23 protein-coding genes are annotated in these 23,245 nt (G+C 42.5%); 12 read left to right on the top strand and 11 right to left on the bottom strand.

Annotated elements, in window-relative coordinates:
• The first annotated feature begins 20 nt into the window (after window positions 1-20).
• Window positions 21-254 carry a twin transmembrane helix small protein gene (locus tag C8D97_RS02310; protein ID WP_109761730.1) on the top strand — a complete coding sequence of 78 codons (234 nt, stop codon included), beginning with the start codon at window positions 21-23 and terminating at the stop codon, window positions 252-254.
• Window positions 255-421: 167 nt separating this feature from the next.
• Here the strand turns inward: C8D97_RS02310 and C8D97_RS02305 are convergent, their stop codons facing one another.
• The 6 genes from C8D97_RS02305 to C8D97_RS02280 all read right to left on the bottom strand — a co-directional run bounded on the left by C8D97_RS02305 (window position 422) and on the right by C8D97_RS02280 (window position 6,183).
• The gene (locus C8D97_RS02305) at window positions 422-1,342 is read right to left on the bottom strand and encodes a cytochrome c oxidase subunit 3 (protein ID WP_109761729.1); all 921 of its coding nucleotides are present in this window, start codon (window positions 1,340-1,342) and stop codon (window positions 422-424) included.
• Window positions 1,343-1,362: 20 nt separating this feature from the next.
• The gene (locus tag C8D97_RS02300) at window positions 1,363-1,911 is read right to left on the bottom strand and encodes a cytochrome c oxidase assembly protein (protein WP_109761728.1); all 549 of its coding nucleotides are present in this window, start codon (window positions 1,909-1,911) and stop codon (window positions 1,363-1,365) included.
• 39 nt (window positions 1,912-1,950) lie between these two features.
• Entirely contained in the window at window positions 1,951-3,510 is a 1,560-nt protein-coding gene (gene ctaD / locus C8D97_RS02295) for a cytochrome c oxidase subunit I (RefSeq protein WP_109761727.1), read from the bottom strand.
• A 12-nt stretch (window positions 3,511-3,522) separates the two neighbouring features.
• Window positions 3,523-4,680 (bottom strand): cytochrome c oxidase subunit II, encoded by a 1,158-nt coding sequence (coxB, locus tag C8D97_RS02290; RefSeq protein ID WP_109761726.1) that lies wholly within the window; start codon window positions 4,678-4,680, stop codon window positions 3,523-3,525.
• A gap of 208 nt (window positions 4,681-4,888) precedes the next feature.
• The gene (locus C8D97_RS02285; RefSeq protein ID WP_109761725.1) at window positions 4,889-5,557 is read right to left on the bottom strand and encodes a hypothetical protein; all 669 of its coding nucleotides are present in this window, start codon (window positions 5,555-5,557) and stop codon (window positions 4,889-4,891) included.
• A complete protein-coding gene (locus tag C8D97_RS02280) occupies window positions 5,554-6,183 on the bottom strand; it encodes an RNA polymerase sigma factor (RefSeq protein ID WP_109761724.1) in 630 nt (209 codons plus the stop codon). The genes C8D97_RS02285 and C8D97_RS02280 overlap by 4 nt, the downstream gene beginning before the upstream one ends.
• A 333-nt stretch (window positions 6,184-6,516) precedes the next feature.
• On the opposite strand from C8D97_RS02280, the gene C8D97_RS02275 reads away from it, so the two are divergent.
• The 3 genes from C8D97_RS02275 to C8D97_RS02265 all read left to right on the top strand — a co-directional run bounded on the left by C8D97_RS02275 (window position 6,517) and on the right by C8D97_RS02265 (window position 8,626).
• Window positions 6,517-6,978 (top strand): YiiD C-terminal domain-containing protein, encoded by a 462-nt coding sequence (locus C8D97_RS02275; protein ID WP_170115107.1) that lies wholly within the window; start codon window positions 6,517-6,519, stop codon window positions 6,976-6,978.
• A complete protein-coding gene (locus C8D97_RS02270) occupies window positions 6,978-7,778 on the top strand; it encodes a DUF3530 family protein (protein ID WP_109761722.1) in 801 nt (266 codons plus the stop codon). The genes C8D97_RS02275 and C8D97_RS02270 overlap by 1 nt, the downstream gene beginning before the upstream one ends.
• 245 nt (window positions 7,779-8,023) lie before the next feature.
• A complete protein-coding gene (locus C8D97_RS02265; RefSeq protein WP_109761721.1) occupies window positions 8,024-8,626 on the top strand; it encodes a hypothetical protein in 603 nt (200 codons plus the stop codon).
• 108 nt (window positions 8,627-8,734) lie between these two features.
• Here C8D97_RS02265 and C8D97_RS02260 read toward each other — a convergent pair whose 3' ends face one another.
• From C8D97_RS02260 to C8D97_RS02240, 5 genes are all read right to left on the bottom strand, one after another.
• Window positions 8,735-9,286: a ParA family protein gene (locus tag C8D97_RS02260; RefSeq protein ID WP_109761720.1), complete on the bottom strand. Its 552-nt coding sequence runs from the start codon at window positions 9,284-9,286 to the stop codon at window positions 8,735-8,737.
• Between the two features lie 63 nt (window positions 9,287-9,349).
• Window positions 9,350-10,249 carry an adenylate/guanylate cyclase domain-containing protein gene (locus C8D97_RS02255; RefSeq protein ID WP_109761719.1) on the bottom strand — a complete coding sequence of 300 codons (900 nt, stop codon included), beginning with the start codon at window positions 10,247-10,249 and terminating at the stop codon, window positions 9,350-9,352.
• A 222-nt stretch (window positions 10,250-10,471) separates the two neighbouring features.
• Window positions 10,472-12,118 carry a chaperonin GroEL gene (gene groL, locus C8D97_RS02250; RefSeq protein WP_109761718.1) on the bottom strand — a complete coding sequence of 549 codons (1,647 nt, stop codon included), beginning with the start codon at window positions 12,116-12,118 and terminating at the stop codon, window positions 10,472-10,474.
• 67 nt (window positions 12,119-12,185) lie between these two features.
• A complete protein-coding gene (gene groES, locus C8D97_RS02245; protein WP_109761717.1) occupies window positions 12,186-12,473 on the bottom strand; it encodes a co-chaperone GroES in 288 nt (95 codons plus the stop codon).
• A gap of 152 nt (window positions 12,474-12,625) precedes the next feature.
• A complete protein-coding gene (locus C8D97_RS02240) occupies window positions 12,626-13,129 on the bottom strand; it encodes an FxsA family protein (RefSeq protein WP_109761716.1) in 504 nt (167 codons plus the stop codon).
• Window positions 13,130-13,260: 131 nt separating this feature from the next.
• On the opposite strand from C8D97_RS02240, the gene C8D97_RS02235 reads away from it, so the two are divergent.
• From C8D97_RS02235 to C8D97_RS02200, 8 genes are all read left to right on the top strand, one after another.
• Window positions 13,261-15,177, top strand: coding sequence for a GGDEF domain-containing response regulator (locus tag C8D97_RS02235; RefSeq protein ID WP_109761715.1), 1,917 nt, complete (start codon window positions 13,261-13,263; stop codon window positions 15,175-15,177).
• An 86-nt stretch (window positions 15,178-15,263) separates the two neighbouring features.
• The gene (cutA, locus tag C8D97_RS02230) at window positions 15,264-15,587 is read left to right on the top strand and encodes a divalent-cation tolerance protein CutA (protein ID WP_109761714.1); all 324 of its coding nucleotides are present in this window, start codon (window positions 15,264-15,266) and stop codon (window positions 15,585-15,587) included.
• Complete coding sequence (gene dsbD / locus C8D97_RS02225) at window positions 15,566-17,581, top strand: protein-disulfide reductase DsbD (RefSeq protein ID WP_109761713.1); 2,016 nt, start codon at window positions 15,566-15,568, stop codon at window positions 17,579-17,581. Before cutA ends, dsbD begins: the two co-directional genes overlap by 22 nt.
• Window positions 17,582-17,782: 201 nt before the next feature.
• Window positions 17,783-18,706 carry an ABC transporter ATP-binding protein gene (locus tag C8D97_RS02220; RefSeq protein ID WP_109761712.1) on the top strand — a complete coding sequence of 308 codons (924 nt, stop codon included), beginning with the start codon at window positions 17,783-17,785 and terminating at the stop codon, window positions 18,704-18,706.
• A complete protein-coding gene (locus C8D97_RS02215) occupies window positions 18,703-19,485 on the top strand; it encodes an ABC transporter permease (protein ID WP_109761711.1) in 783 nt (260 codons plus the stop codon). Before C8D97_RS02220 ends, C8D97_RS02215 begins: the two co-directional genes overlap by 4 nt.
• 12 nt (window positions 19,486-19,497) lie before the next feature.
• Window positions 19,498-21,405 carry an amidohydrolase family protein gene (locus C8D97_RS02210; protein WP_109761710.1) on the top strand — a complete coding sequence of 636 codons (1,908 nt, stop codon included), beginning with the start codon at window positions 19,498-19,500 and terminating at the stop codon, window positions 21,403-21,405.
• 10 nt (window positions 21,406-21,415) lie between these two features.
• Entirely contained in the window at window positions 21,416-22,519 is a 1,104-nt protein-coding gene (locus C8D97_RS02205; protein WP_109761709.1) for a sensor histidine kinase, read from the top strand.
• Window positions 22,516-23,127 (top strand): response regulator transcription factor, encoded by a 612-nt coding sequence (locus tag C8D97_RS02200; protein WP_109761708.1) that lies wholly within the window; start codon window positions 22,516-22,518, stop codon window positions 23,125-23,127. Before C8D97_RS02205 ends, C8D97_RS02200 begins: the two co-directional genes overlap by 4 nt.
• The last annotated feature ends 118 nt before the right edge of the window (window positions 23,128-23,245 follow it).

Below are 23,245 nucleotides of genomic sequence, written 5' to 3'. Positions count from 1 at the left end.
TTAACATTCAGGAAAATTGTATGCTCGGCAAGATCATTATCATTGTATTACTTTTGGCAATTGCTTTTAACCTGTTTCGAGGATTGTACTTTCTGGTTAAGGATCAGGATCGAGGCAGTAAGCGTGTTGTAAACTCTTTAAGCTGGCGTATTGGTCTTTCAATAGTGTTGTTTATCTTGATTTTCGTGCTTAACTATTTTGGCATTATTGAGCTACATTCACTGCCTCAAGCACCGGTTGAAACTAACGGTTGATCGACTCCACAGTCAAAATAAAAGCTGTAAATCGATTTAGTAATACCTATTAGTTTTTACAACAGCAATAAATCTTTAACCTCGTTCTACTTGCAACTCTACTCATCGTACATGAGCAATAAAAAAGCCGGGGATTACCCGGCTTTTTTTACTTACCGTCTCTTCGCTTACAGTGCGTAAACAAAGATAAACAAGAATACCCAAACCACATCAACAAAGTGCCAATACCAGGCACCCGCCTCATAGGCAAAGTGATTCTCGGGTGTAAAGTGACCTTTGGAACAACGAATTGATAGGATAATCAGAAAGATAGTTCCTACCGTTACGTGTAATCCGTGGAATCCTGTCAGCATAAAGAATGTGCTGCCGTAGATCCCTGAACCCAATGTCAGACCCAAGTCTTGATAAGCATGAACATACTCCAGAGCCTGTAAACCAAGGAAAATAATACCCAGTGCAGCGGTGATCCAGGTGAACAAGATCAAGGTAGGACGATTTTTCTCGATTAACGCATGGTGCGCAATGGTCAATGTCCAGGAACTGGTAAGAAGGATTGCCGTATTAATAGCCGGTAAACCCCATGCACCCATAGTTTCAAACGATGCTTTAAGCCCCTGCTTTGCTTCTTCCGGTGTGATGGTTAATGGCCACAACGCCTGAAAACCCGGCCATTCGATAACGGACGTCATCGCTTTGTGTCCATCCACGCCTTCACCACCTAACCAAGGCAATGCGAAGGTTCTGATGTACCAAAGCGCGCCAAAGAATGCAGCAAAAAACATTACTTCAGATGTTATAAACCATAACATGCCATAACGGAACGACCGGTCCATCTGGTGGCTATACAAACCATTCATCGACTCGCGAATCGTAGCGCTCCACCAGCTCCACATCATATAAATAAGAACCGCAATACCCGCAGTCATAATCCAGCCGCCCATGCTACCGAATGGACCAGGTGTTACAACATCAGTGGTATTGTGTATAAAGTTACCTGCACCAAAAACCGTTAAAAACAAGCCTACTGATCCAATAAACGGCAGCTTGCTTTGTTCTGGTACATAATATTTAGTTGTTTTTTCAGTCATTGTTTGTCTCCCTCAAGACTCTAATTAGCGGCAACTGAATCAGAGCCTTTGGACGTTGCATTAAACAATACATACGACATGGTTACCGTGTGTAAATGCTCTGGAAGTTCTGGATCGATATAAAACTTCATCGGCATTTTTATTTCTTCACCGGGTTTCAATGTTTGTTGATCGAAACAAAAGCATTCGGTTTTATTTAAATAAAACGATGCCTGACCGGGTGCAACACTTGGTACCGCCTGTCCTGTGATGGTTTTTTGCGAGTAGTTACGCGCGTAAAACATCACTTCTTTTAATTCGCCCGGATGCACATCAATTTTGTTGATGGTGGACTTAAATTCCCAAGGCATTCCGCGATTAATGCTGGTGATAAATTCAATGGTTACGGTTCGGTTGGTATCCGTTTCAACTTCGTCATACAAAGCTTCACTCACCACTACCTTGCCATTGATCCCAGTAATTTCGCAAAAAACGTTATATAAAGGCACCATCGCAAACGCAAATACAGTCATTAGCGCTGTAATACCAATAGCCTTAAATAAAACGTTTTTATTATTTGCCTTACTCATAATGCCATCCGGAACAACGGCCTCTTTCGAGGCCACAAATTATTTAACTTCAGGTGATTGCTCGAACGAGTGGTACGGAGCAGGTGAAGGTAAGTGAGTAAACTCAAGCCCTTCTGCGCCTTCCCAAACTTTATCCGTCGCTTTACCTTTGCCACCTTTAATGCAGTGGATCAATACACCTAAGAAGATGATTTGACCAAAACCAAGCATAAAGGCACCAATCGAAGACATCTGGTTAAAGCCTTCAAACATCATGTTGTAATCTGGAACACGACGCTGCATACCTGCCAACCCGGAGAAGTGCATCGGGAAGAACGTCAGATTAACGGCAATGATGGAGAACCAGAAGTGGATTTTGCCCCAGAACTCGCTGTACATATTACCAGTCCATTTAGGTAACCAGTAATACACCGCCGCAATGGTTCCAAAAATAGCACCCGGGAAGAGTACGTAATGGAAGTGAGCAACCACAAAATAGGTATCATGATATTGCTTATCAACCGGTGTCATCGCCAGCATAACCCCTGAAACACCACCCAATGTAAATAACACAACAAAGGCCAATGCAAATAACATTGGAGTTTCAAACGTTAACGAGCCACGCCACATAGTGGCAACCCAGTTGAAGATTTTCACCCCGGTTGGTACCGCAATAATCATGGTAGCAATCATAAAGTAAAGCTCACCCGCCACTGGCATCCCGACGGTAAACATATGGTGAGCCCATACGATAAACGACAAGAATGCAATAGAAGCGGTCGCGTAAACCATTGACGAGTAACCAAACAAAGGCTTGCGACTGAAAGCCGGAATGATATGCGAAGCGATACCAAATGCCGGTAAAATCATAATATAAACTTCAGGGTGTCCGAAGAACCAGAAAATGTGCTGGAACATAACGGGATCACCACCACCGGCTGCATCAAAGAACGATGTACCAAAGTGACGATCGGTCAGCATCATGGTTACCGCACCGGCTAATACTGGCATAACCATTATTAGCAAGAATGCCGTGATAACCCAGGTCCAGACGAACATAGGCATTTTCATTAACGTCATACCGGGTGCACGCATATTAAATACGGTCACGATAACGTTAATGGCTCCCATAATGGATGAAATACCCATTAAGTGAACACCAAATATAAAGAAGTCAGTACTCGGTGGACCAAACTTGGTTGATAGTGGTGCGTAGAAAGTCCAACCAAAGTTAGGTGCGCCACCTTCCATAAACAACGAGCTTAACAATAAGCCAAAAGCAAAAGGAAGAATCCAGAAGCTCCAGTTGTTCATCCGTGGCAGAGCCATATCTGGCGCACCAATTTGCATTGGAATCAACCAGTTAGCCAAACCAACAAAGGCGGGCATCACCGCACCAAATACCATGATCAAACCATGCATGGTGGTTAGAGTATTAAAGAAGTTTGGATCCCAAAATTGTAATCCTGGCTGGAACAACTCAAGGCGTATGCCCAGAGCCATTAAACCGCCAATCAAAAACATAATAAATGAGAACCATAAATACATAGTACCTATGTCTTTATGGTTAGTTGTGAATAACCAGCGTGAAAGGCCGGTTGGATGATGATCGTGTGCCATGATTCAGTCTCCTTATTTACCGGCTTTGAGTTCAGCTATACGACCCGGCTGTACCGTGTCGCCTGTGTCATTACCCCAGGCATTACGCTCGTATGTGACTACCGCAGCTAAGTCGGCATCAGACAGCTCTTCGCCAAATTTCGGCATAGCGTTTAAACCTAAAATAACCAGTCGGGCGTGATCGTCAGCAGAGTCAACCGTTGCGACTTTACTGCCTTTCAACGCAGGGAAAGTACCTAAACCTTCACCATTTGATTGGTGACAAACGGCACACTTGGCTTCATAAACTTCTTTACCTTGAGCCATCAGATCTTCCATCGACCAGCTTCTTGCAGCGGCTTCAGCAGCTAAACGCTCGGCCTCAGCTTTTTCGGCCAATTTCTTTTCAACCCACTGATCGTATTCTGCTTGTGGTACCGCTCGAACAACGATGGGCATAAATCCGTGCAAACGACCGCATAATTCAGCACAAACACCACGATAGATGCCAGGTTCATTTATTTTTGCCCATGTTTCATTAACAAAACCCGGGATTGCGTCCATTTTGACGGCAAAGTCAGGCACCCACCAAGAGTGGATAACGTCATCTGCTGTAATTAAAAAACGAATTTTTTTACCAATTGGCAGAACAACTTCGTTATCCACTTCCAACAAATAATTTTCGCCTTTTTCTGCAGCATTACGCTCATAATCGTTGTATTGCTCTGCAGGAGTCGATAACGATGAGATGAACTCAATATCGCTATCCAGATATTTATACTTCCATTTCCATTGAATGCCCGTTACCTGAACGGTCATATCGGCTTTAGAAGTATCTTCCATATCCAACAACAAGCTTATGGCTGGCTTGGTCAAGTAAATCAGGATTAACATCGGAACAACCGTCCAGATGATTTCCAGAGTCGTACTGTGACTAAACTTTGCTGGATTAGGATTTTTCGACTTACGGAAACGGATTACGGCAAATAAAATTGCTGCAAACACTAACGCGGCAACCGCAAACATAATCACAACGACTTCCATATGAAGATCGTAGACTAACTGCGAATTGTCGGTTACTCCGGGACGAAGATTAAGTGTGGAATATTCAGGCTCGGCTGCCCATAAACTGCCCATTATCATAGAAACGAACAGCACCAAACCTGACATTACTTTTTTGAGTAATGACATTATGTGCTTTCTCCATCAACAACCCTGGTCAGGAATTGACCATTTTTATATTGTAAACAAGATGATTTTATTGTTGCCCGAACGGATTTCAGACAATGCGTAACCATACATTAAAAGGGGGTTCTCTGGCTATCCCCAAATGGCTTGATAAGGCAATTTTATCCGCTATTGATGGATTTTTAGACAATTTAACCGATGTTTTTTATCGCTATTTTAAATACGGCCGTACCAAAGCGCCAATAGGGTATTCAGGATACTGCTTGGTAAATTGCTGTAATTCGGTGTTCATTTCATGAAAATCCCCTTGCTCAGCCATCAACAATATACGCGTTATCCAACGATCCCGTTGTGTTATGTTTGCCTCAGAATCTGTATTCGATAACGCCAGAATGGGCTCATTGCCTGGCATTAGTTGCTCTGGAACCCGTAATGATGTGTCTTGTACATCCGTTAAAGCCATCGTTTCTGAAGGATCGGTGTCACGATCAACATCATCTGCTTGCAATAATTGCTGCACACTCAATTGAATATCGGTGATCCTTTGTTGTGCAGACTGCTTTGAGGCCTCAGAAATGGCTGAGTCAGCAGAAGGGTTAATCATCGGCCACATTACATGGGCCAAGGTAACGGTCATCACCAAAGCTCCCATAAATGAAACGGGGAGTCTCATATAACGCCATATTGAGCTATTTTTCCAGACGTTGGCAGCATTTTCACCTCTGTTCGTCGTTTCATCCTTACTCACTTCAAGTGAGCTCCGGTGCGCCGCAGCGGCTATCTGCTTATTAATATCTTGATCAGGCTGCTCGTTGGATACTTGCTTATAGAGTGCGAGCAACTTGTCATTGTCACTATAAGCATCGTTAGATTGGATCATGATGCTTTCTCTCCTAATTGTTCACGCAGCTTTTTCATGGCATATCGCAAACGACTTTTAATGGTTTCTCGGGTGGTTCCGGCTATTTCGGCAATATCATTTAGCGATAAATGGCCTTCTTGCTGCATAAGAAAAGCTTCGCGCTGTTCAAAAGGCAACTCGGCAATTGCCACTTTTATTTGTTGGTGTACTTCCATTTGTTCAAGCAGGGTCGTCGCCGAATTGTTATCGCCGGAACGTTCAACCACGGCCTGATTATCGCCATCAACTCGAAGTGCGTATTGAGATGACCCCATGTGGCGATAATGATCGATCAAACGATTATGAGCGATGCGGTATAAATAAGTGGTGAATTTTGCTGTCTTTTCATAATGGTGTCGCGCATTAATCAGCTTTATCCAGACATCCTGAAACAGCTCTTCGGCTAATTCTTTCTGTCCGCACTGTCGCAAGAAAAAACGATAAAGGCCGCCTTTATGTCGTAAATACAACGAATCAAATGCTGCCGTCGAACCTGAGCAGTACCGGATCATTAACGCTTCATCACTGTCTGGATCGACCTGCTGTTCCATGTCACCTACATCGGCAGTAAAAGTATTATTGATTTTTAATAATATAGAATTCACCGATCAGTGTCTTCCTGATTTAATAATTAGCACTCACTGTCATAGCTCAAAACTATCAATGGCTATGGCCCTATACACCCACTCAACTAACAAGCTAATTTCTTTTTTCGATCATCCATACAAACGACCATTAATAATAAGAGGGGTTAATCGATTAACCGTTGGATTTTATATTACAGAATAAATAGAGCCTCATATTCAATTAACCTTGCGCGCATCATTCACTTCACTCGCTTGATTAGTATCGAACGCTGGCTCAGGAATTCCAATATTTATCAGCCGGTATTAAATTTAACGAGAAACGAATAAAATACCGCTAATGTAAATATGTTTATGAGTAAGTTTATGGATCCCATCAATTATTGGAATACCACTATTCATCAGGATATTCCTGCGACGAAATTATTAGGCATTACAATACAATCATTAAGCGAGCAAGCCATTCAGGTTACCGCTCCTCTGGAACAAAACATTAACGGTCATCAAACTGCATTTGCTGGCAGCATTTATACCTTAGGAATCACATCGGGCTGGACGTTAATTTCTGCTTTTTTGAAAAGCAACAATATAAAGGCCTCAGTGGTTGCTGGTCAGGCCGATATTTCCTACAAACGACCCATCGCTGGTGATTTAATTGCAAACTGTCAGTTTGATAATCAATCGCCACTCATTAATTGGCAGCAATCATGGTCACTCAACAAGTCCGCAAAACAACCTTTAATAATAGAAGTCAGTCATGACGCTATTGTATCTGCCAAAATAACAGCTACCTTTTATATAAAGAAAATAAGCTGATGCCATCTATGAAAGTATTAACCACTTTGTTTTTAAATTGCCTTTTCTTACTGCATGTAACTTCTCTTTATGCGGCAGAGTCCACCAATCAATCTAATTCAAGTACTACCAAACCACTGCCCAGCAGGGAACAACTAATTGCTAGTAATTACCCGGACGAACAAGTTATCTGGCTAAATGCGGACACTCAACAAGGGTTATTAATACATCACCCAAACACATTTGAAAAAAATTACGGAAAAATATTGGTAGTATCCGATTCTGGCTCAACCACCAAAACACCTGGATTTAATAAAAAGATCAGTCAGGATCTACCAAGTTTAGGATGGAATGTGTATCACTTATATCAGCCTCAAACGGATCAACTCGACAATTCATCAATATCCAATCAAGTAGATTTTAAGGTTCAAATGAACCAGGCACTTAATATTGTGTTGCAGTCTTCAAACTACAAAACCTATATTCTGGTAAAAAACGATGCTATTACAGCTTTTTTCTCTTTAATTGATAGTCAGCCTACAACAATCGATGGCGTTATCATCGTCGCTTCTCAATCAATGGATTTTTCAAGCGAAAAAAACCTTAATAACCTGATTAAGCTAACGGTGCCTATTTATGTTTATACGCCATCGAATACTTCAGATCAGACAAAGTCCTGGCTGATTAATTTGAAAAAACGCAGCAAGCAGCCATTTACTCATTACAAAATACCAAATCACTATTTAATTGATTCAGATGCCGCTTTCTTTGCAAATAGAATTCATGGCTGGTTAAAAACTCAAACGCAAAGTTCACAATAGAATTGATAGTTATTGCGATCGCGTACCATTAAGTTTTTTGTAAATTGGTAATTCTTTTCTTTGTTATTTTTCGTGCCACTTTTTGTCAGTTTCTGCATTACTTGCAGTAAAAAGTGAAAAAACAAAAAAAATAGTCACTTTTTATCCCTTTTTAGCTTTTTTTTATTGATTTTTTTTGAAATTCACATACTTACGCTATAAACTTTGTTTTGAGCTCGTTCACTCATTAATTTTGGAGGTTAACAATGGCTAAAGGTGCTATTAAAAAGAAACGCAAGGTATCTGCGAAAAAGTCACCCAAAAAAGCAACGAAAAAAGTTGCAAAAAAGGCGACTAAAAAAGCAGTGCGTAAAACTAAAGCGGCAGCAACTGGTGCAACAGCAAAAGCATTAACTGCAGCAGAAAAAGTAGCGGCAAAAGCAAATGCGGCTGCTCAAAAAGCTGAAAAGAAACTGGCCGACGCACAGAAGAAAGCTGACTCTGCAAATAAAGCGTTAAAAGCAAAGCGTGATGCAGCGAAAAAGCGTAAAACTGCAGCGTCAAAAAAAGCAGCGGCTAAAGCAGTTACTGCCAAGAAAAAAGCAGCTGAAGCAGTAAAAGCAGCTCGTGCAGCAGCTAAAGCAGCTAAAGAAAGCTCTAAAGAAGCCAGTGCTTCTGTTAAGTCCATTCAAGGCGTAGCCAATAAAATGGACAAAGCAGCGGCTAAAGCGGCTACAGCGGTTGAGAAGTTCCGTGCAAAACAGGATGCTCAACTGGAAAAATTAGAAGCTAAATTAGTTAAAGCGGCTTCTAAGCCTAAGAAGAAGAAAGCACGTCGTAAAAAGAAAGCGGCTGCTAAGAAGAAGTAATCCTTCTTATCTTCCGACATTAAAAAAGGGGCTTTCAGCCCCTTTTTTAATGTCTAGTCTTTTTATCTGTCTTTGCCACTTACTGCAATGATTAATACATCCAGTCATTTAATCCGTTAAAATCGAATACAGCCGCTGCATTTCCTGTCTTGCTTCTCGTGCGCCGTATAAATCTAGATCAAATACCGTCTTACCTAACGAAATGGCTCTTGAGTAAATACTCCTATCTTTAACCAGGAAAGCACCTTCAGAATACATTCGCATCGCCAACATTCGTTCATCCTGTCGTCGTACATCCACAGCATTAACACATTTAACAAGGCGTTTATGTCGAACATGACGTATCGCTTTATTAACCGCCCGTATATCAAGAATACTTGCCCTTAATGGTATTAATACGATATCCCCGGTTACGTCTATATCTGTTCGTGGTGGTAAATCAAGAAACATTACATCCGCTCGTGGCGAGACGGGAGGCATGCCTTTTAATACAGTGAAAGACAGCTTTTTATCATTAAAAACATCAACCGCTGATTGCTGTGGATCCAGATCACATAATATGGCTTTATCGCCATTGGCGTAAGCTGCTGCTGCAAGGTTTAATGCCAGAGTGGTTTTACCGACGCCACCTTTCGGTGACCATAATGCAATGGTTTTCATTGTTGGCTAACAACTACGGCTGACTCTATACTCACGCTTAACAACACTTTTAACTGCTTTGCTCTATGATTCAAACTGAATAATATCCTTATTCGAGGCAGACTGAGAAATTCCCAAAGTAATCGTACCGTCACCCAATAAAGGCAGTTCTTCACGGCGCAAATAAATTTCCTGAGCGCCATCGGGTTGGATAAAAGTGCCATTGGTGCTGTGATCGATCAAAACAAACTTACCTCGCCTATACACAATATGGCAGTGATCACGCGACACTAGCTCACTATCAATAAATAGAGAAACCTGCTTGTTATTTCGACCAATGGTAAAAGGGGTATCGGATGGATGTATCACAAAACTCTGGTTGTTCGCTTTTAACTTAATGCAGTTATCATCGATATGATTGCTCATGTCATGTGACGAGAAAACCTGAGTTTCTGAAAAACCAGCTGAAGGTGTTTTCCAGAATAAACGATGTATGGTGGAATGATCGAGAGCGCCTTTTATTGCCACCTGGTCAAACTTTTGAGTCGCATTTTTCAGGTTTTCAGGGAGCTGGCTAATTACACTGTCAGTCAGTAATATTTGTGAGCTTTTTGCAATGCCTGTGACAAACGCGGCATCGTTGACGGCTTCACCAAACAAATCCGATCCTTCTTCCAAAGTTTTGCCATAGCCAATCCCAATGCGCACACCCAACGAATGAGCTTGAACAAATGCTTCTGCTTCAATTTGCATTTCCATGGCAGCCTGACAAGCTTTCTCGCTATCGTCAAAACAAGCCATGATTTCATCACCAATGGTTTTGACCACTCGACCTTCAAATTTGCGAGTGTAATACTCCATGATACTGATTATTTTATCGATGGTCAGCTTAGCTTTTTCATTACCTGCGGACTTATACAGCGCGGAGCTGCCAGATACATCAGCAAACAATATGGTGCGCTTTTTGCCCCGAGTGAACAGCATCGATTTTTATACCCGTTTAAATTCTTATAATAGTCAGATAATTGACATGTTACATCGAATTTAACAAATCCCTGTTTAATCCGCTATAGCCGATAGCCTTTCAGTAGCAGTTTTTCTAAAGAAACACCTTCTATTATCATCTATAGAATCACGGCAACTTTCTTTATGGCAAAAAAAAGCCCCGAAATCGGGGCTTTTTTAAGACTTGATGAGTAGCGACGATTACATCATACCGCCCATGCCACCCATACCGCCCATGCCACCCATATCTGGAGCAGCTGGCGCATCTTTTTGAGGTAACTCAGCAACCATGGCTTCGGTAGTGATCATTAAGCCTGCAATGGATGCCGCGTGCTGTAGTGCAGAACGCGTTACCTTAGTTGGGTCAAGGATGCCCATTTCAATCATGTCGCCGTACTCACCAGTTGCTGCGTTGTAACCGAAGTTACCTTTACCACTAACAACTTTATCCAGAACAACTGAGGCTTCGCCGCCAGCGTTTGAGGTAATTTGACGCAAAGGCGCAGTCATTGCGCGTAATGCCATGGAGATACCGGCGTTTTGATCTTCGTTGTCGCCTTTTAAGCCGTCAACTTTAGATACCGCGCGAACCAGCGCAACACCACCACCAGGTACCACACCTTCTTCTACTGCAGCACGTGTTGCATGCAATGCATCATCAACACGATCTTTCTTCTCTTTCATTTCAACTTCAGTGGCTGCACCAACTTTAATTACAGCAACACCGCCGGCCAACTTGGCCACTCGCTCTTGCAGCTTTTCTTTATCGTAGTCGGAAGAAGTCTCTTCAATTTGCTTACGGATTTGGCCAACGCGACCTTCAATGTCTTTCGCATCACCAGCACCATCAACAATGATAGTATTTTCTTTTGTAATGGATACTTTTTTAGCGGTACCCAGATCATCCAGAGTTGAGCCTTCAAGCGACAGGCCAACTTCTTCAGAAATCACGGTTCCACCAGTTAAGATAGCAATGTCTTCTAACATGGCTTTACGACGGTCACCAAAACCAGGCGCTTTAACAGCAGCAACTTTAACAATGCCACGCATGTTGTTAACGACCAGAGTTGCCAGAGCTTCGCCTTCAACGTCTTCAGCAATAATTAACAATGGCTTGCCAGATTTGGCGACGTTTTCAAGAATCGGTAACAAATCACGGATGTTAGAAATTTTCTTATCGAACAATAAAATGTATGGGCTTTCCAGCTCAACAGACATGCTGTCCTGATCGTTAATGAAGTAAGGCGACAGGTAACCGCGATCAAACTGCATACCTTCAACTACGTCCAGTTCATTTTCCAGACCAGAACCTTCTTCAACCGTGATAACGCCTTCAGCGCCAACTTTTTTCATTGCTTTAGCAATGATGTCGCCAATCGCTTTATCGGAGTTTGCAGAAATAGAGGCTACTTGCGCCCATGCTTTTTCATCATCACAATCTTTCGATAATGAACGCAATTCTGCAGTGATTTCAGTAACGGCTTTATCAATCCCGCGTTTTAGATCCATTGGGTTCATACCAGCAGCAACCGCTTTCATGCCTTCGGCTAAAATGGCCTGAGCAAGAACTGTTGCAGTGGTTGTTCCATCACCGGCCACATCAGAAGTTTGAGACGCAACTTCTTTAACCATCTGCGCGCCCATGTTTTCAAACTTGCCTTCCAGCTCAATTTCTTTTGCAACAGAAACACCGTCTTTGGTAATCATTGGTGCACCGAATGATTTATCCAGTACAACATTACGGCCTTTTGGGCCTAAGGTTGTTTTTACTGCATTTGCTAAAATATTGACGCCTTCCACCATTCTTGAGCGAGCGTCGTCTCCGAATAGAACTTCTTTTGCAGACATTTGGTTATCCTCTTAAAAATTCGTTTTATAACTGAATACGTTTCTATAACTGTTAGTCAGCTATAACTTACTCAACGATGGCCATGATGTCGTCTTCACGCATCACCAGCAATTCTTCACCTTCAACTTTTACTTCGGTACCGGCAAATTTACCAAACAGAACTTTATCGCCTGCTTTGACTGCCAGGGCACGAACTTCGCCGTTATCCAGCGGCTTACCATTACCTACCGCAATGACTTCACCACGACTTGGCTTTTCTTTGGCATTATCTGGAATAACAATACCGCCAGCTGAGGTTGTTTCTTCTTCCAAGCGACGGATAATCACTCGGTCGTGTAGTGGACGAATGCTCATTGACTCATCTCTCCTAATAAATGTTGGTTGATAAAAGAACTAATTATTGTGATGGCGGAATATATGGGGGCAATTTTTTAGCACTCAACCCATAAAACGCTAAAAATTTAAAAATTTCTGGCAGAATTTTGTTCAGAAAAGAGCCAAGGCAATTATTTGTCGTCCAGTCGACCGGATGAAGGCTTATCTTGTTCCTGATAATCACCTTCAAAGGTGCGTCCCGAGTCATTCGTGGGGCGATTGTTTGATGACTCCTGTGAGGTGTTCGTTGTGTGGTATGAGTGAGCAGAATATACCGTTACTCTGTCTTTAAATCGTCGCATAATGACCGTAAGTATGAGCTTTCTGGTGACTGGAATAAGGCAGAACAGACCAATACTGTCGGTAATAAGCCCGGGAGTAATCATTAATGCTCCAGCCAGCAGAATAACGATGCCATCGGCCATTTCTTTTGACGGCAACTCCCCTTGTGATAACTTTTGATTCACCCGCTGCCAGGTCGCGAGCCCCTGACGTTTAAATAGTTGATAACCGACCATCGCCGTAGTGATAATGAGCGCCAGTGTAGGAAAAACGCCCCACGCCGCGCCGACCTTTAAAAGTATCATTAACTCGGTAAATGGAATGACGATAAAAAGCACTGGCAACCATGGCATAGAAACACTAACCTTAATAATTCAAAAGATATTGATAAAAAACCAAATTTACGACGCAGTCGATAGCTAATGGCACTACGATCCTATAGAAATACGGCTGCGATGACGAGCAAATAAGACGACTATATTGTATGACTGAATCATTGACCGAACATTCCAATGCCGACTTTAAAAAAATCATATGTCGACGAGTGCCGATCAAATTACAGCAATTTGCCCGACTGCTGAATGATATTACAGAAACCGATATTGATTCGGTGCGTATCAAGGCAATGCAGAGCCAAATCCGAAAAACCAAAGAAACCTGCTTTGAATACGGCGTGGAATCTACTGGTAACCTGTTATCGCGGATAGAGTCGCAATTGCAACTTGATGAGGAAACCCTGGACTCTCAAAAGCCGCTCATCAAACGTTTCACCCAGCGACTGCAAAGTCATGCTGAACGATTAAAATTGGGGCAAATAGACTCAGGTTCAACCCAGGCCATCAAAGAAAGCAAACAAGAAGCAGATCAGCTCGCTGAATCTGCGCCTGAAACGGATAGTCAGCCTGCTACTGAAAATAACAACACCTCTGGCAGCCAAACAGAAACACCCGACCCTACAACAGCATCCTCTTCGGCTGCACCAGAAACGAAAGCAGACGACATGGAGAGCAAAGGCCAGACAAACCAAACAGCAGCTTCCGATCACTATCAAGATCAACCGATTGCGTTTGATGAACGCTCTACATCAGCGGTTATAGAGCCTGAATATGAGTTTAAACACAGTATTGTGGATGATGTTTCCTCTGCTCCAACGATTTTTGAATCCAGCAGCGAACTGATCATCTACTGGTGCATTGACGACGCCAATGCCCATACACGGCTAAAAGAACAGATGCAGGATTTTGGCTACGAAGTGGAAAATTCATCCTTAGAAAACGCCATTGAACAAGCTTCGGGTAATTCTCAAAAAGTGGTGATTACCCGACTGGAAGATTTTGACGACAATATTAGCGAACCGGTGAATGAAACCAGTTATATGATAGTACTGGCGGAGCACGATACGCTGGAATCACGACTTAAGGGCATTCGGCTTGGCTCCACCCTGTTTTTTGCCGAACCCATTGATACCATCAAACTGATGGAGCAACTGGATCAACTGGAGTCCTGCAGTAAAATGGAGCCGTTTCGAGTCGCGGTTATGGAAGACTCCAAAGCACAGGCAAAGTTTAATGATAAAGTTTTATCAACGGCCGGTTTTGAAACCTGCATTATAATAGAGCCAACCGAATTGCTTAACTCGCTGAGTAATTTTGATCCGGAAGTTATTTTTATGGATATGCAGATGCCGGGCTGCAATGGCATTGAACTGACCCGCATTCTGCGTCAGCAAGAGCGCTTTCAAACGGTTCCTATTGTATTTTTATCGGCCGAAGAAAATCACGACAAACAACGTGAGGCCATGACATCCGGTGGCACCGCTTTTATCGAAAAACCGGTAAAAAAAGATCAACTGCTGTTTACCGCCGAGCTTTATGCTCGCCGTTCCCGTAACTTACAACCTCATCTGGCCCGTGATTTCCAGACCGGACTTAATTCGTCATCGCTGCTCAAAGAACAGCTCACCATTGAAGCCGAGCGCGCGATGCGCCAGAACGACTCCATGTTTCTGGCGTTAATTGAGATGAATGACTTACCAGAACTCAACCAAACCCATGGTTACGCTTTTGGTGAACGTGCCGTCCAACAATTGGCCCGACTATTAAGACAACGCTTACGAAAAACCGATTGTATTGGCTTTTTTGATAGCCACCGCGTAGGTGTAATACTCAGCCACTGTGCCGATCAAGAAGCCGAATCCGTAATGAGTTACCTGACACAAACCTTTGCCAATACGCCAGTCGCCTACGAGGGCCAGCGTATTCAAGTTTCATTGTCAGTGGGTCTATCCAGACTCGGTAAAGACTTTGATATTCAGCGATTGGTGAAACGAGCCGAGGCCGCCCTGTCAGAAGCCAAAAATCACGATACTTCGCATTTAATCTGGGCCCATGAAGCGCGTTAATTGGTTATAATGTGAGCCATTAGAATGAAGCGATTGTTTCAATGATATAGTCTGCACTGTACCGTTTTAAAAAAGTGGCCAATTAAATGCAACAAACCGACGCCTTTGTCGTCCTACTCACCACAGTACCTGACGCCAACACGGGTGAACGATTGGCGAAAGGATTAATTGATCAAGAGTTTGCCGCCTGCATAAACCTGCTCCCAGCCATGACATCTTTTTATAAATGGCAGGGAAAAGTTGAGTGTGACAGCGAGCAACAGTTGCTGATCAAAACCCGTCGAGACAAAATCGACGCGATTGAACAGTGGCTGACTGATCATCACCCTTACGATGTACCTGAACTGATCACCTTGCCCATTTCAGACAGCAGTCAGGATTATCTACAATGGTTAAACGATTCAATTTAATTATGAAGCAATTATTTTTAGTTCTACTCTTCTCGCTTAGTAGCTTGTCATTACCGGCTCAACAATCGGTTGATCTTAATAAACTGTTTGGCCAAAGTGATGAGTTTCTCGATGTAGACGATGCATTCCAGTTATCGGTGGATGTTTTTGATAACGAATTGATCGCCAGCTGGAAAATAGCTCCCGAATATTATCTGTACCAACATCGGTTTGCGGCGACATTTAAAAACGCAACCTTAGAGCAGCCTTTTTTGCCAGACGGCAAGCGGAAAACAGATGAGTATTTTGGTGAGGTAGAAACCTACACCAAAGCGGTACAAATTAGTCTGCCCTACCAAAGCAATAACGATAGTTTTGTTGTTGAAATAGAATTTCAGGGCTGTGCTGACGCCGGACTATGTTACCCGCCCACCAGCCGTTACTTTAATATCGATCGCAATAATGGCAGCGCCGAAAAAATTCAGCAGTCTGACTTTGAACAAGTTAATGCCGCGCAAACCGCTCGCTGGACAGCGCCACCGCTTGCCAGCGCAACCTCTCAACCATCAGCCGATTCCGCCGCTAATGAACAATCATCCGGCACCGTCAACAACCAACAAAATAGCTCACCCGAAACTGACGCAGAGGCGACACAAGACAAACAAGCCTTTGTTTCGGAAAAAGATAAAATCATTAATACGCTGAATGACTCTTCCGTCATCATTGGCTTTTTCTCACTCGTCTTGCTCGGCATTGGATTGGCGTTTACGCCCTGTGTTTTTCCAATGATGCCGATTATTTCCAGCATTATTGCCGGACAGGGCAAAAACATTACCACCTCTAAAGCTTTCTTTTTATCACTCACTTATACGCAAGCGATGGCGATCCCTTATGTGATCATCGGCTTTATTGTTGCTGGTGTCGGAGCCAGTGCAACAGCCACTCTGCAATCACCGCCGTTTGTTATTGGCGCTGCCGTTGTGTTTTTATTGCTCTCTCTCGGTATGTTTGGCTTTTACGAAATTCAGCTACCGACTTCGGTTCAAAATAAACTGAATCAGGTCAGTCAAAAACAACAGAGCGGAACCTATATTGGCGCAGGCATTATGGGTGCAATATCCGGCACGGTGGTTTCCCCGTGCGTCACTATTCCATTAATTGCGGTACTTACCTGGATAAGCCAGGTTGGCGACTCGGTAACAGGCGCCATCTACCTTTATGGCCTGGCAGTGGGCATGGGTATACCGCTGATTATGATTGGTGTCGGCGGCGGAAAATTAATGCCCAAAGCTGGTAACTGGATGAATGCAGTAAAAGCCGTGTTTGGTGTGCTGATGATAGTCGTCGCACTTTACATCACAAAGCATTTGATCCCGGGTCAAATAAATCTGGTGTTATGGGGTTTGCTGGCAATTATCAGTGCCACCTATATGGGCGCGTTAAGGCAAGTTGAAGCAGGCTGGCCTACACTTTGGAAAGGCGTCGCCATTGGTTTGATGGTTTACGGTGTGGTGTTAATCATTGGCGCCGCTCAGGGCAGTCAGTCGTTAATGAAGCCCTTAGCTTCAACACAATCACATTCGCAACCGGCTTTGACTGGCAACCGTGTTGCTAATACGACTGAGCAACAACAAAATGCCTCCATCCACGACGGCTTTATACTTATCAAAACCACTGATGATCTGGATAAATATCTGGCACAGGCAAAGGCAGAAAACAAAACCGTGATGCTGGATTTTTTTGCTGAATATTGTGCGGCCTGTTACGAGTTTGCCGAGCTGACCTTCCCTCATCCCAAAGTACAGCAGGCGCTTGCCAATACCATTTTACTGCAAGCCGACGTAACCGAAGGCGATGCCGATGATCGCGCCCTGATGGAACGCTTTAAAATTTTTGGCTTGCCGTCGATATTATTTTTTGACCGTAATGGCAACGAAATAACCAGCCTGCGTGCCGAAGGGTTTGAAGACGCAGAAACCTTTGCCACACGAATTGATGCCGCTATTGGTGATTAACGGTCTAGCTACAGTAACCCAAAAACAACTATCTGTTTAAAATAACTTTCCAGCTCTGTCTCTCCGACAGAGCTTTATCTTCCTTTCAATATGACAATTGTCATCAAATATTAGTGACAATACTTTCTACTTTTTAAATCGGGCATTGGCGATACTGATGCAACACAAAACGAAACCGTTCCGATAAAAAGGTGGTAGATAATGACTGTTCAAGACAGCACTCATCCAATTATTAAAGCCTGTAATATAGAAAAAAAGTTTTCTAACATTAAAGCCTTAGACGGCGTTTCACTTGAAGTTTTTCGCGGTGAGGTAGTGGCTCTTCTTGGTGCCAATGGGGCTGGCAAAACAACCTTAATCAGCCATCTATTAGGTCAACTTACACCCGACTCTGGCGAACTGTCGATTGCAGGTCACACTCCTGGAAGTTTAGCGGCGCGACAAAACATTGGTGTCATCTTACAATCCGCACAAATGCCCGGCAATCTTACTGTTAAGGAGCACATAGAACTGTATCGACGCTATTATCCGGCTCCTCTTTCGCTTAAAGAAATCCTAAGTATTGTTAAATTATCCGATTTACAACACAGAAAATTTTACACACTATCCGGCGGACAAAAACAGCGACTGTTTTTTGCTTTAGCGATTTGTGGCCAACCTAAAATTGTTTTTCTTGATGAGCCAACCGTGGGTCTTGATGTAGAAGCCAGACGCGATTTTTGGCAATGTATCCGTCAATTAAAAGCAGAAGGAACCAGTATTTTACTGACGACCCACTATCTGGAAGAAGCCGATGCACTGGCCGATAGAATATTGCTATTAAACAATGGAAAAATTATCAAACAGGGACGAAGTGAAACAATAAAAAGTCAACTTGGTGGTAAGCGAATTCGCTTTAAAACAGCCATGGCTGATTGCCATTTTAAAGCGTTAAGTTTTGTCACTCAAATTCAGCACCGAGGTGACTTTACTGAACTGTTTTCCAGCAATGCCGAAGAAACTCTTAAAGATCTATTTACTCAACAATTCAAAATCCGTGATTTATCAGTTGAGCAGGTTTCGCTTGAAGATGCACTTTTATCTTTGTCGAATAATAATCCCACTACACAGGAGTATGCTGCATGAAAACGGATAGCGCACTTTACACAAGTAAAACTCATCTTTTCGGTATTTATTACTATGAAACCCGTGCAGAATTTTTGAAAGCCATGCGAATGCCTGCGTTTGCCATTCCCAGCCTACTATTTCCATTGATGTTTTATATTTTCTTTGGCCTGATATTTAATCAATCGGCAATGAACGGTCAGATGCCCAGTTATTTAATGGCAACTTATGGCGTATTTGGTGTTATTGGTCCTGCACTTTTTTCATTTGGTGTGGGTGTTTCAATTGAAAAGGATCAGGGCTGGTTAGCCATGAAACAGTGCAGCCCCATGCCAATCTCTGCCTACTTCATTGCCCGCATTTTAAGTGCAATGGTTTTTGGTGTTTTAATCATCCTGGGGTTATTTTTATTAGGCGCTATATTTGGTGATGTTGCTATGCACACTTGGCAATGGCTGCTCACTATGACGGTTTTGTTAGCCGGCATGCTACCTTTTTGTGCACTAGGCTTATGGTTCGGGCTGTTAGCCAAATCTCAGGCGGCACCGGCTATCGTCAATTTAATCTATTTACCAATGGCTTTTTTATCTGGGCTCTGGCTACCAATTCAATTATTTCCTGAAATAATGCAGAACACTGCCTGGATGTTTCCGGCATTTCATTTGGCACAGTTAACCCTGGCGATCCAAGGTCTTGACTCTGGAATCGGTGTACTCTGGCACTTGACGATTTTACTTGTGATGACAGTGATTTTCTTATTTTTGGCGACTCGCGCATTTCGCCATCAGGCAGAAAAATAACGAGGTAATATCATGAAAGGATTAATTGCTATGGCCGCTTTTATATTAATCATTGTTGGCCTTCTGCTGGCGCTACCAACGCCTCCCGATGTGTCATCTACAGATGCTTTGAACAAACAAGTTATATCCAAACAAAACCGTTTATCCAACAATAAGTCAGATGACAGCCAGTTAAGTCTTAATGAAAAAAAAATTAACCATCAATTGATCATTAAAGGGGCCAGTTGGTTTGATGGTGATACGTGGCATCACGACTCACCACTTATCGTCATTGATGGTCGGGTAAATTTTTCTTCCGATTTCTCAGAAGAGCTAAGCGATTTACCCGTTATTGATTTTTCTGGAAAATATATCATCCCCGGATTGATTGATGCACACACCCATACCTGGGGCTCTGCATTACAACAAGCAGTAAGATTTGGCGTAACCACCGAGCTCGATATGTTCACCCAGCCAACATTTGTTACCCAGGCCAAACAACAACAGTCCGATGTTGCTGATCGACAGCAGGCCGATATTTTTTCTTCCGGTATTCTGGCAACAAGCGAAGGCGGGCATGGCACCGAATATGGCATTAACATTCCAACCATCGACTCACCCGAACAGGCGCTTGAATTTGTTAAACAGCGTCTGGCTGAAGGTTCCGATTACATAAAGATTGTTTACATACAAGCCAATAAAAAAACACCCTTTACATCAATAAGCCGAGACACTCTAAATGCATTAGTTAAAGCCGCTCATCAAATGAACGTGATGGCGGTGGTGCATACGTCTGATTATGAGTCGGCATACCATGCGGTTTCTGCCGGCGCCGATGGGCTGGTTCATGTGTTTCATGATCAATTGATAAGCAATGATCTTCTGTTATTAATGAAGCAGAAAAATACCTTTGTTATTCCAACACTTTCGGTTATTTCATCCATGTTCGGAAAAGCCGGAACCAACTTTATTCTATCGAATAGTCCATTACAGGATCGATTAACCCCAGCAATCATTAATCAACTGGAACAATCTTTCGATGCCCATACTCCATCAAAAAATGCGCTTAATATTGCTCAAAAAAATGTTCAGTTAATGCATCAAGCTGGCATTGATATTTTAGTAGGTACCGATGCTCCTAATCCAGGTACTGCACACGGCGTCAGTATCCATAATGAAATGCAGTTACTCCAACAAGCCGGGATGCCTGTATTATCCATCCTGAAAGCAGCGACTTCATTACCCGGAAAATACTTTCCTGTGGCAAAACGCGGCCAGTTAATTGACGGGGCTAGAGCTGATTTTTTAGTGCTTTCTAAAAACCCTATGCAATCCATTAACAACACTCAATTCATCGAGCACGTGTATAAGAATGGTTATCCAATAAACGTTAACCATACAGAAGCGTCTAACATAAAGTTACCGGCCAAGCTTGCCGATTTTAAGCACGACTTATCCAATCAATTAACGTCGAACCCATTCTTTTCAACCAGTGATGATAGATTTCAGGGAAACTCCGCGGCAAACATTAAATGGCAAAATATAGGCTGCGACACTATGGGTTCCGCATTAATAACAGGCTCTATAGGACAGTCTTTCCCGTATCCCTGGGCAGGCGCTATGCTAACCTTCAGCGAAAATATGGAAATACCCGTGGATTTAAATGCCGACTATAAGCAACTGGAATTTAACGTGTCAGGAACGCCAGGGCAATATCGGTTACTGGTTTTCACCCAGGGACTGCAAAGACCAGCAGAAATAAATTATACCATTTCACCTACCGATAATACCTGTCAGCAAATATCCGTTGTGTTTGAACAGCATTCATCGATAAACTGGGAACTGGTAACCGGCCTTGCCTGGGTCGCCAATAAAGAACATAAAGCATTTGAGTTTATGTTAGACGATATTCATTTCAAAGCTAAAACTAAGAAGCATTGATTGTATAACCATGAATAACCCACTTATTAAATTGCATCACTTTCTATTACCGCAAGAGAAATCACTCGGGTATATGCCGTATTTATGGTTATGTTACTTATTGATTTTCTTTTTCAATTTTATTTTTATGCCTCCCAGTAAAGAAGTTGTGATAGCCACATCAATTGCTATTCCTGTTTTTTTATTGGTTTATTTTTCTGCCTTTCATCGCAGTCAAGCAGGCCTTTTTTTGCATATATTTCTTATTTATCTTATCGGTGCAGTTATGGCCCATTATCATTTTGGTGCCAGCGTTTTCTTCGTTTATGCCGCTTCCTTTTGCGCTGGACTAGACAGCATAAGAAAAGGTGTCATTACAATTGCAATACTTATTTTATTGATTGCCGTGCAAGCTTATATTTTTGATTTTAAACCCTACTTTTATTTTCCCGCTATATTTTTTAGCTTAATTATCGGGCTATCCAACATTTATATGAGTGAGATAGGCCGAAAAAACAAAGTTATTAAGCAGTCGCAACAAGACATTAAACACATGGCCGCGCAAGCAGAAAGAGAGCGTATTGCGCGAGATTTACACGATATTATTGGTCACACTTTTTCCTTGATCAGCAAAAAGTCAGAGTTAGCTGCTAAATTAATTGATCGCTCGCCTCAACAGGCAAAAAAGGAGATTGCAGATATAGAACGAGAAAGCCGAGAAGCATTAACACAAGTACGCGAAGCTGTTTCTGGTTATCGTAAAACTGACTTTGTATCTGAATTAGCATCCGCTAAAGCACTCTGCCGTGCAGCTGACATTACTTTTGATCACCAGGTTGATCAGCAAGCTATCAATAATCTTAACAATAACCAGCTTAACCAGTCGCTCGGGTTTATTGTTCGTGAAGCCATGACAAATATCGTTAAACATTCTAATGCTGATCATTGCAATGTCACACTTAAACAAGACTCTAAAGTACTTTATCTTTCCATTGTTGATAATGGACACTGTCCAATTATCAAGTCTGGTAACGGACTCAATGGCATTAAAGAGCGAGTTAAAAACCTGTCAGGTAAATTAACGATTAATACGAATAAAGGTGTTAGTTTATTAATGGAGTTTCCGCTAACATGAATTCATCCATATCAATACTTATTGCAGAAGATCAAACCCTTTTGCTGGGCGCATTAAAAAGCTTACTGGAACTGGAACCTGACTTTAATATTGTTGCCACAGCAAACAACGGCAAAGACGCCTTATCTGAACTGCAACACCATCAACCTGATATCTTGCTAACCGATATAGAAATGCCAGAAAAAACAGGTTTGGATTTAGCCGAGTATATTAAACAACAAGACCTGAGCACCAAAGTCATCATAATGACCACTTTTGCACGATCAGGCTATTTACGTCGCGCTATGGATTCAGGTGTCAAAGGCTACCTACTAAAAGATTCCAGCAGTGAAGAGTTAGCCAAAGCTATTCGTCGCATTCATCAGGGAAAAAAAGTTATTGACCCAGAATTAATAACAGAAGCCTGGGATCAAGTGGATCCTCTTACCGATAAAGAAAGACAGGCACTTAAACTTGCTTCCGATGGCTTCTCGACCGAGTCCATTGCAAAAAAAATGCATTTATCTCCCGGTACAGTTCGTAATTATCTGTCTAATGCTGCCAGCAAATTAAATGCAAAAAATAGCATTGAAGCTGCACGAATTGCCAGGCAAAAAGGCTGGCTGTAATAAACAATACTGATGATAACGGACTAACTTGGAGTTTTTAATTCTGTAAAAATAAAGGATTTCTATTTTGAACGCAAAATAAGACTTTATGCTTAACGGATATTAAAAAAAACCCGCC

The organism is Pleionea mediterranea, assembly GCF_003148745.1.
GTDB lineage: Bacteria > Pseudomonadota > Gammaproteobacteria > Enterobacterales > Kangiellaceae > Pleionea > Pleionea mediterranea.
Note: the sequence above shows the minus strand (reverse complement) of the source record. Positions and strands in the feature narration are given on the sequence as shown.

Coding starts and splice junctions, on each gene's coding strand:
- groL (WP_109761718.1), bottom strand. CDS start 12,118: ATGTCTGCAAAAGAAGTTCTATTCGGAGACGACGCTCGCTCAAGAATG.
- C8D97_RS02285 (WP_109761725.1), bottom strand. CDS start 5,557: ATGATCCAATCTAACGATGCTTATAGTGACAATGACAAGTTGCTCGCA.
- C8D97_RS02305 (WP_109761729.1), bottom strand. CDS start 1,342: ATGACTGAAAAAACAACTAAATATTATGTACCAGAACAAAGCAAGCTG.
- C8D97_RS02210 (WP_109761710.1), top strand. CDS start 19,498: ATGAAAGGATTAATTGCTATGGCCGCTTTTATATTAATCATTGTTGGC.
- C8D97_RS02235 (WP_109761715.1), top strand. CDS start 13,261: ATGACTGAATCATTGACCGAACATTCCAATGCCGACTTTAAAAAAATC.
- C8D97_RS02240 (WP_109761716.1), bottom strand. CDS start 13,129: ATGCCATGGTTGCCAGTGCTTTTTATCGTCATTCCATTTACCGAGTTA.
- C8D97_RS02200 (WP_109761708.1), top strand. CDS start 22,516: ATGAATTCATCCATATCAATACTTATTGCAGAAGATCAAACCCTTTTG.
- C8D97_RS02275 (WP_170115107.1), top strand. CDS start 6,517: ATGAGTAAGTTTATGGATCCCATCAATTATTGGAATACCACTATTCAT.
- ctaD (WP_109761727.1), bottom strand. CDS start 3,510: ATGGCACACGATCATCATCCAACCGGCCTTTCACGCTGGTTATTCACA.
- C8D97_RS02220 (WP_109761712.1), top strand. CDS start 17,783: ATGACTGTTCAAGACAGCACTCATCCAATTATTAAAGCCTGTAATATA.
- C8D97_RS02260 (WP_109761720.1), bottom strand. CDS start 9,286: ATGAAAACCATTGCATTATGGTCACCGAAAGGTGGCGTCGGTAAAACC.
- C8D97_RS02215 (WP_109761711.1), top strand. CDS start 18,703: ATGAAAACGGATAGCGCACTTTACACAAGTAAAACTCATCTTTTCGGT.
- C8D97_RS02265 (WP_109761721.1), top strand. CDS start 8,024: ATGGCTAAAGGTGCTATTAAAAAGAAACGCAAGGTATCTGCGAAAAAG.
- C8D97_RS02205 (WP_109761709.1), top strand. CDS start 21,416: ATGAATAACCCACTTATTAAATTGCATCACTTTCTATTACCGCAAGAG.
- dsbD (WP_109761713.1), top strand. CDS start 15,566: ATGGTTAAACGATTCAATTTAATTATGAAGCAATTATTTTTAGTTCTA.
- groES (WP_109761717.1), bottom strand. CDS start 12,473: ATGAGCATTCGTCCACTACACGACCGAGTGATTATCCGTCGCTTGGAA.
- coxB (WP_109761726.1), bottom strand. CDS start 4,680: ATGTCATTACTCAAAAAAGTAATGTCAGGTTTGGTGCTGTTCGTTTCT.
- cutA (WP_109761714.1), top strand. CDS start 15,264: ATGCAACAAACCGACGCCTTTGTCGTCCTACTCACCACAGTACCTGAC.
- C8D97_RS02310 (WP_109761730.1), top strand. CDS start 21: ATGCTCGGCAAGATCATTATCATTGTATTACTTTTGGCAATTGCTTTT.
- C8D97_RS02255 (WP_109761719.1), bottom strand. CDS start 10,249: ATGCTGTTCACTCGGGGCAAAAAGCGCACCATATTGTTTGCTGATGTA.
- C8D97_RS02270 (WP_109761722.1), top strand. CDS start 6,978: ATGCCATCTATGAAAGTATTAACCACTTTGTTTTTAAATTGCCTTTTC.
- C8D97_RS02300 (WP_109761728.1), bottom strand. CDS start 1,911: ATGAGTAAGGCAAATAATAAAAACGTTTTATTTAAGGCTATTGGTATT.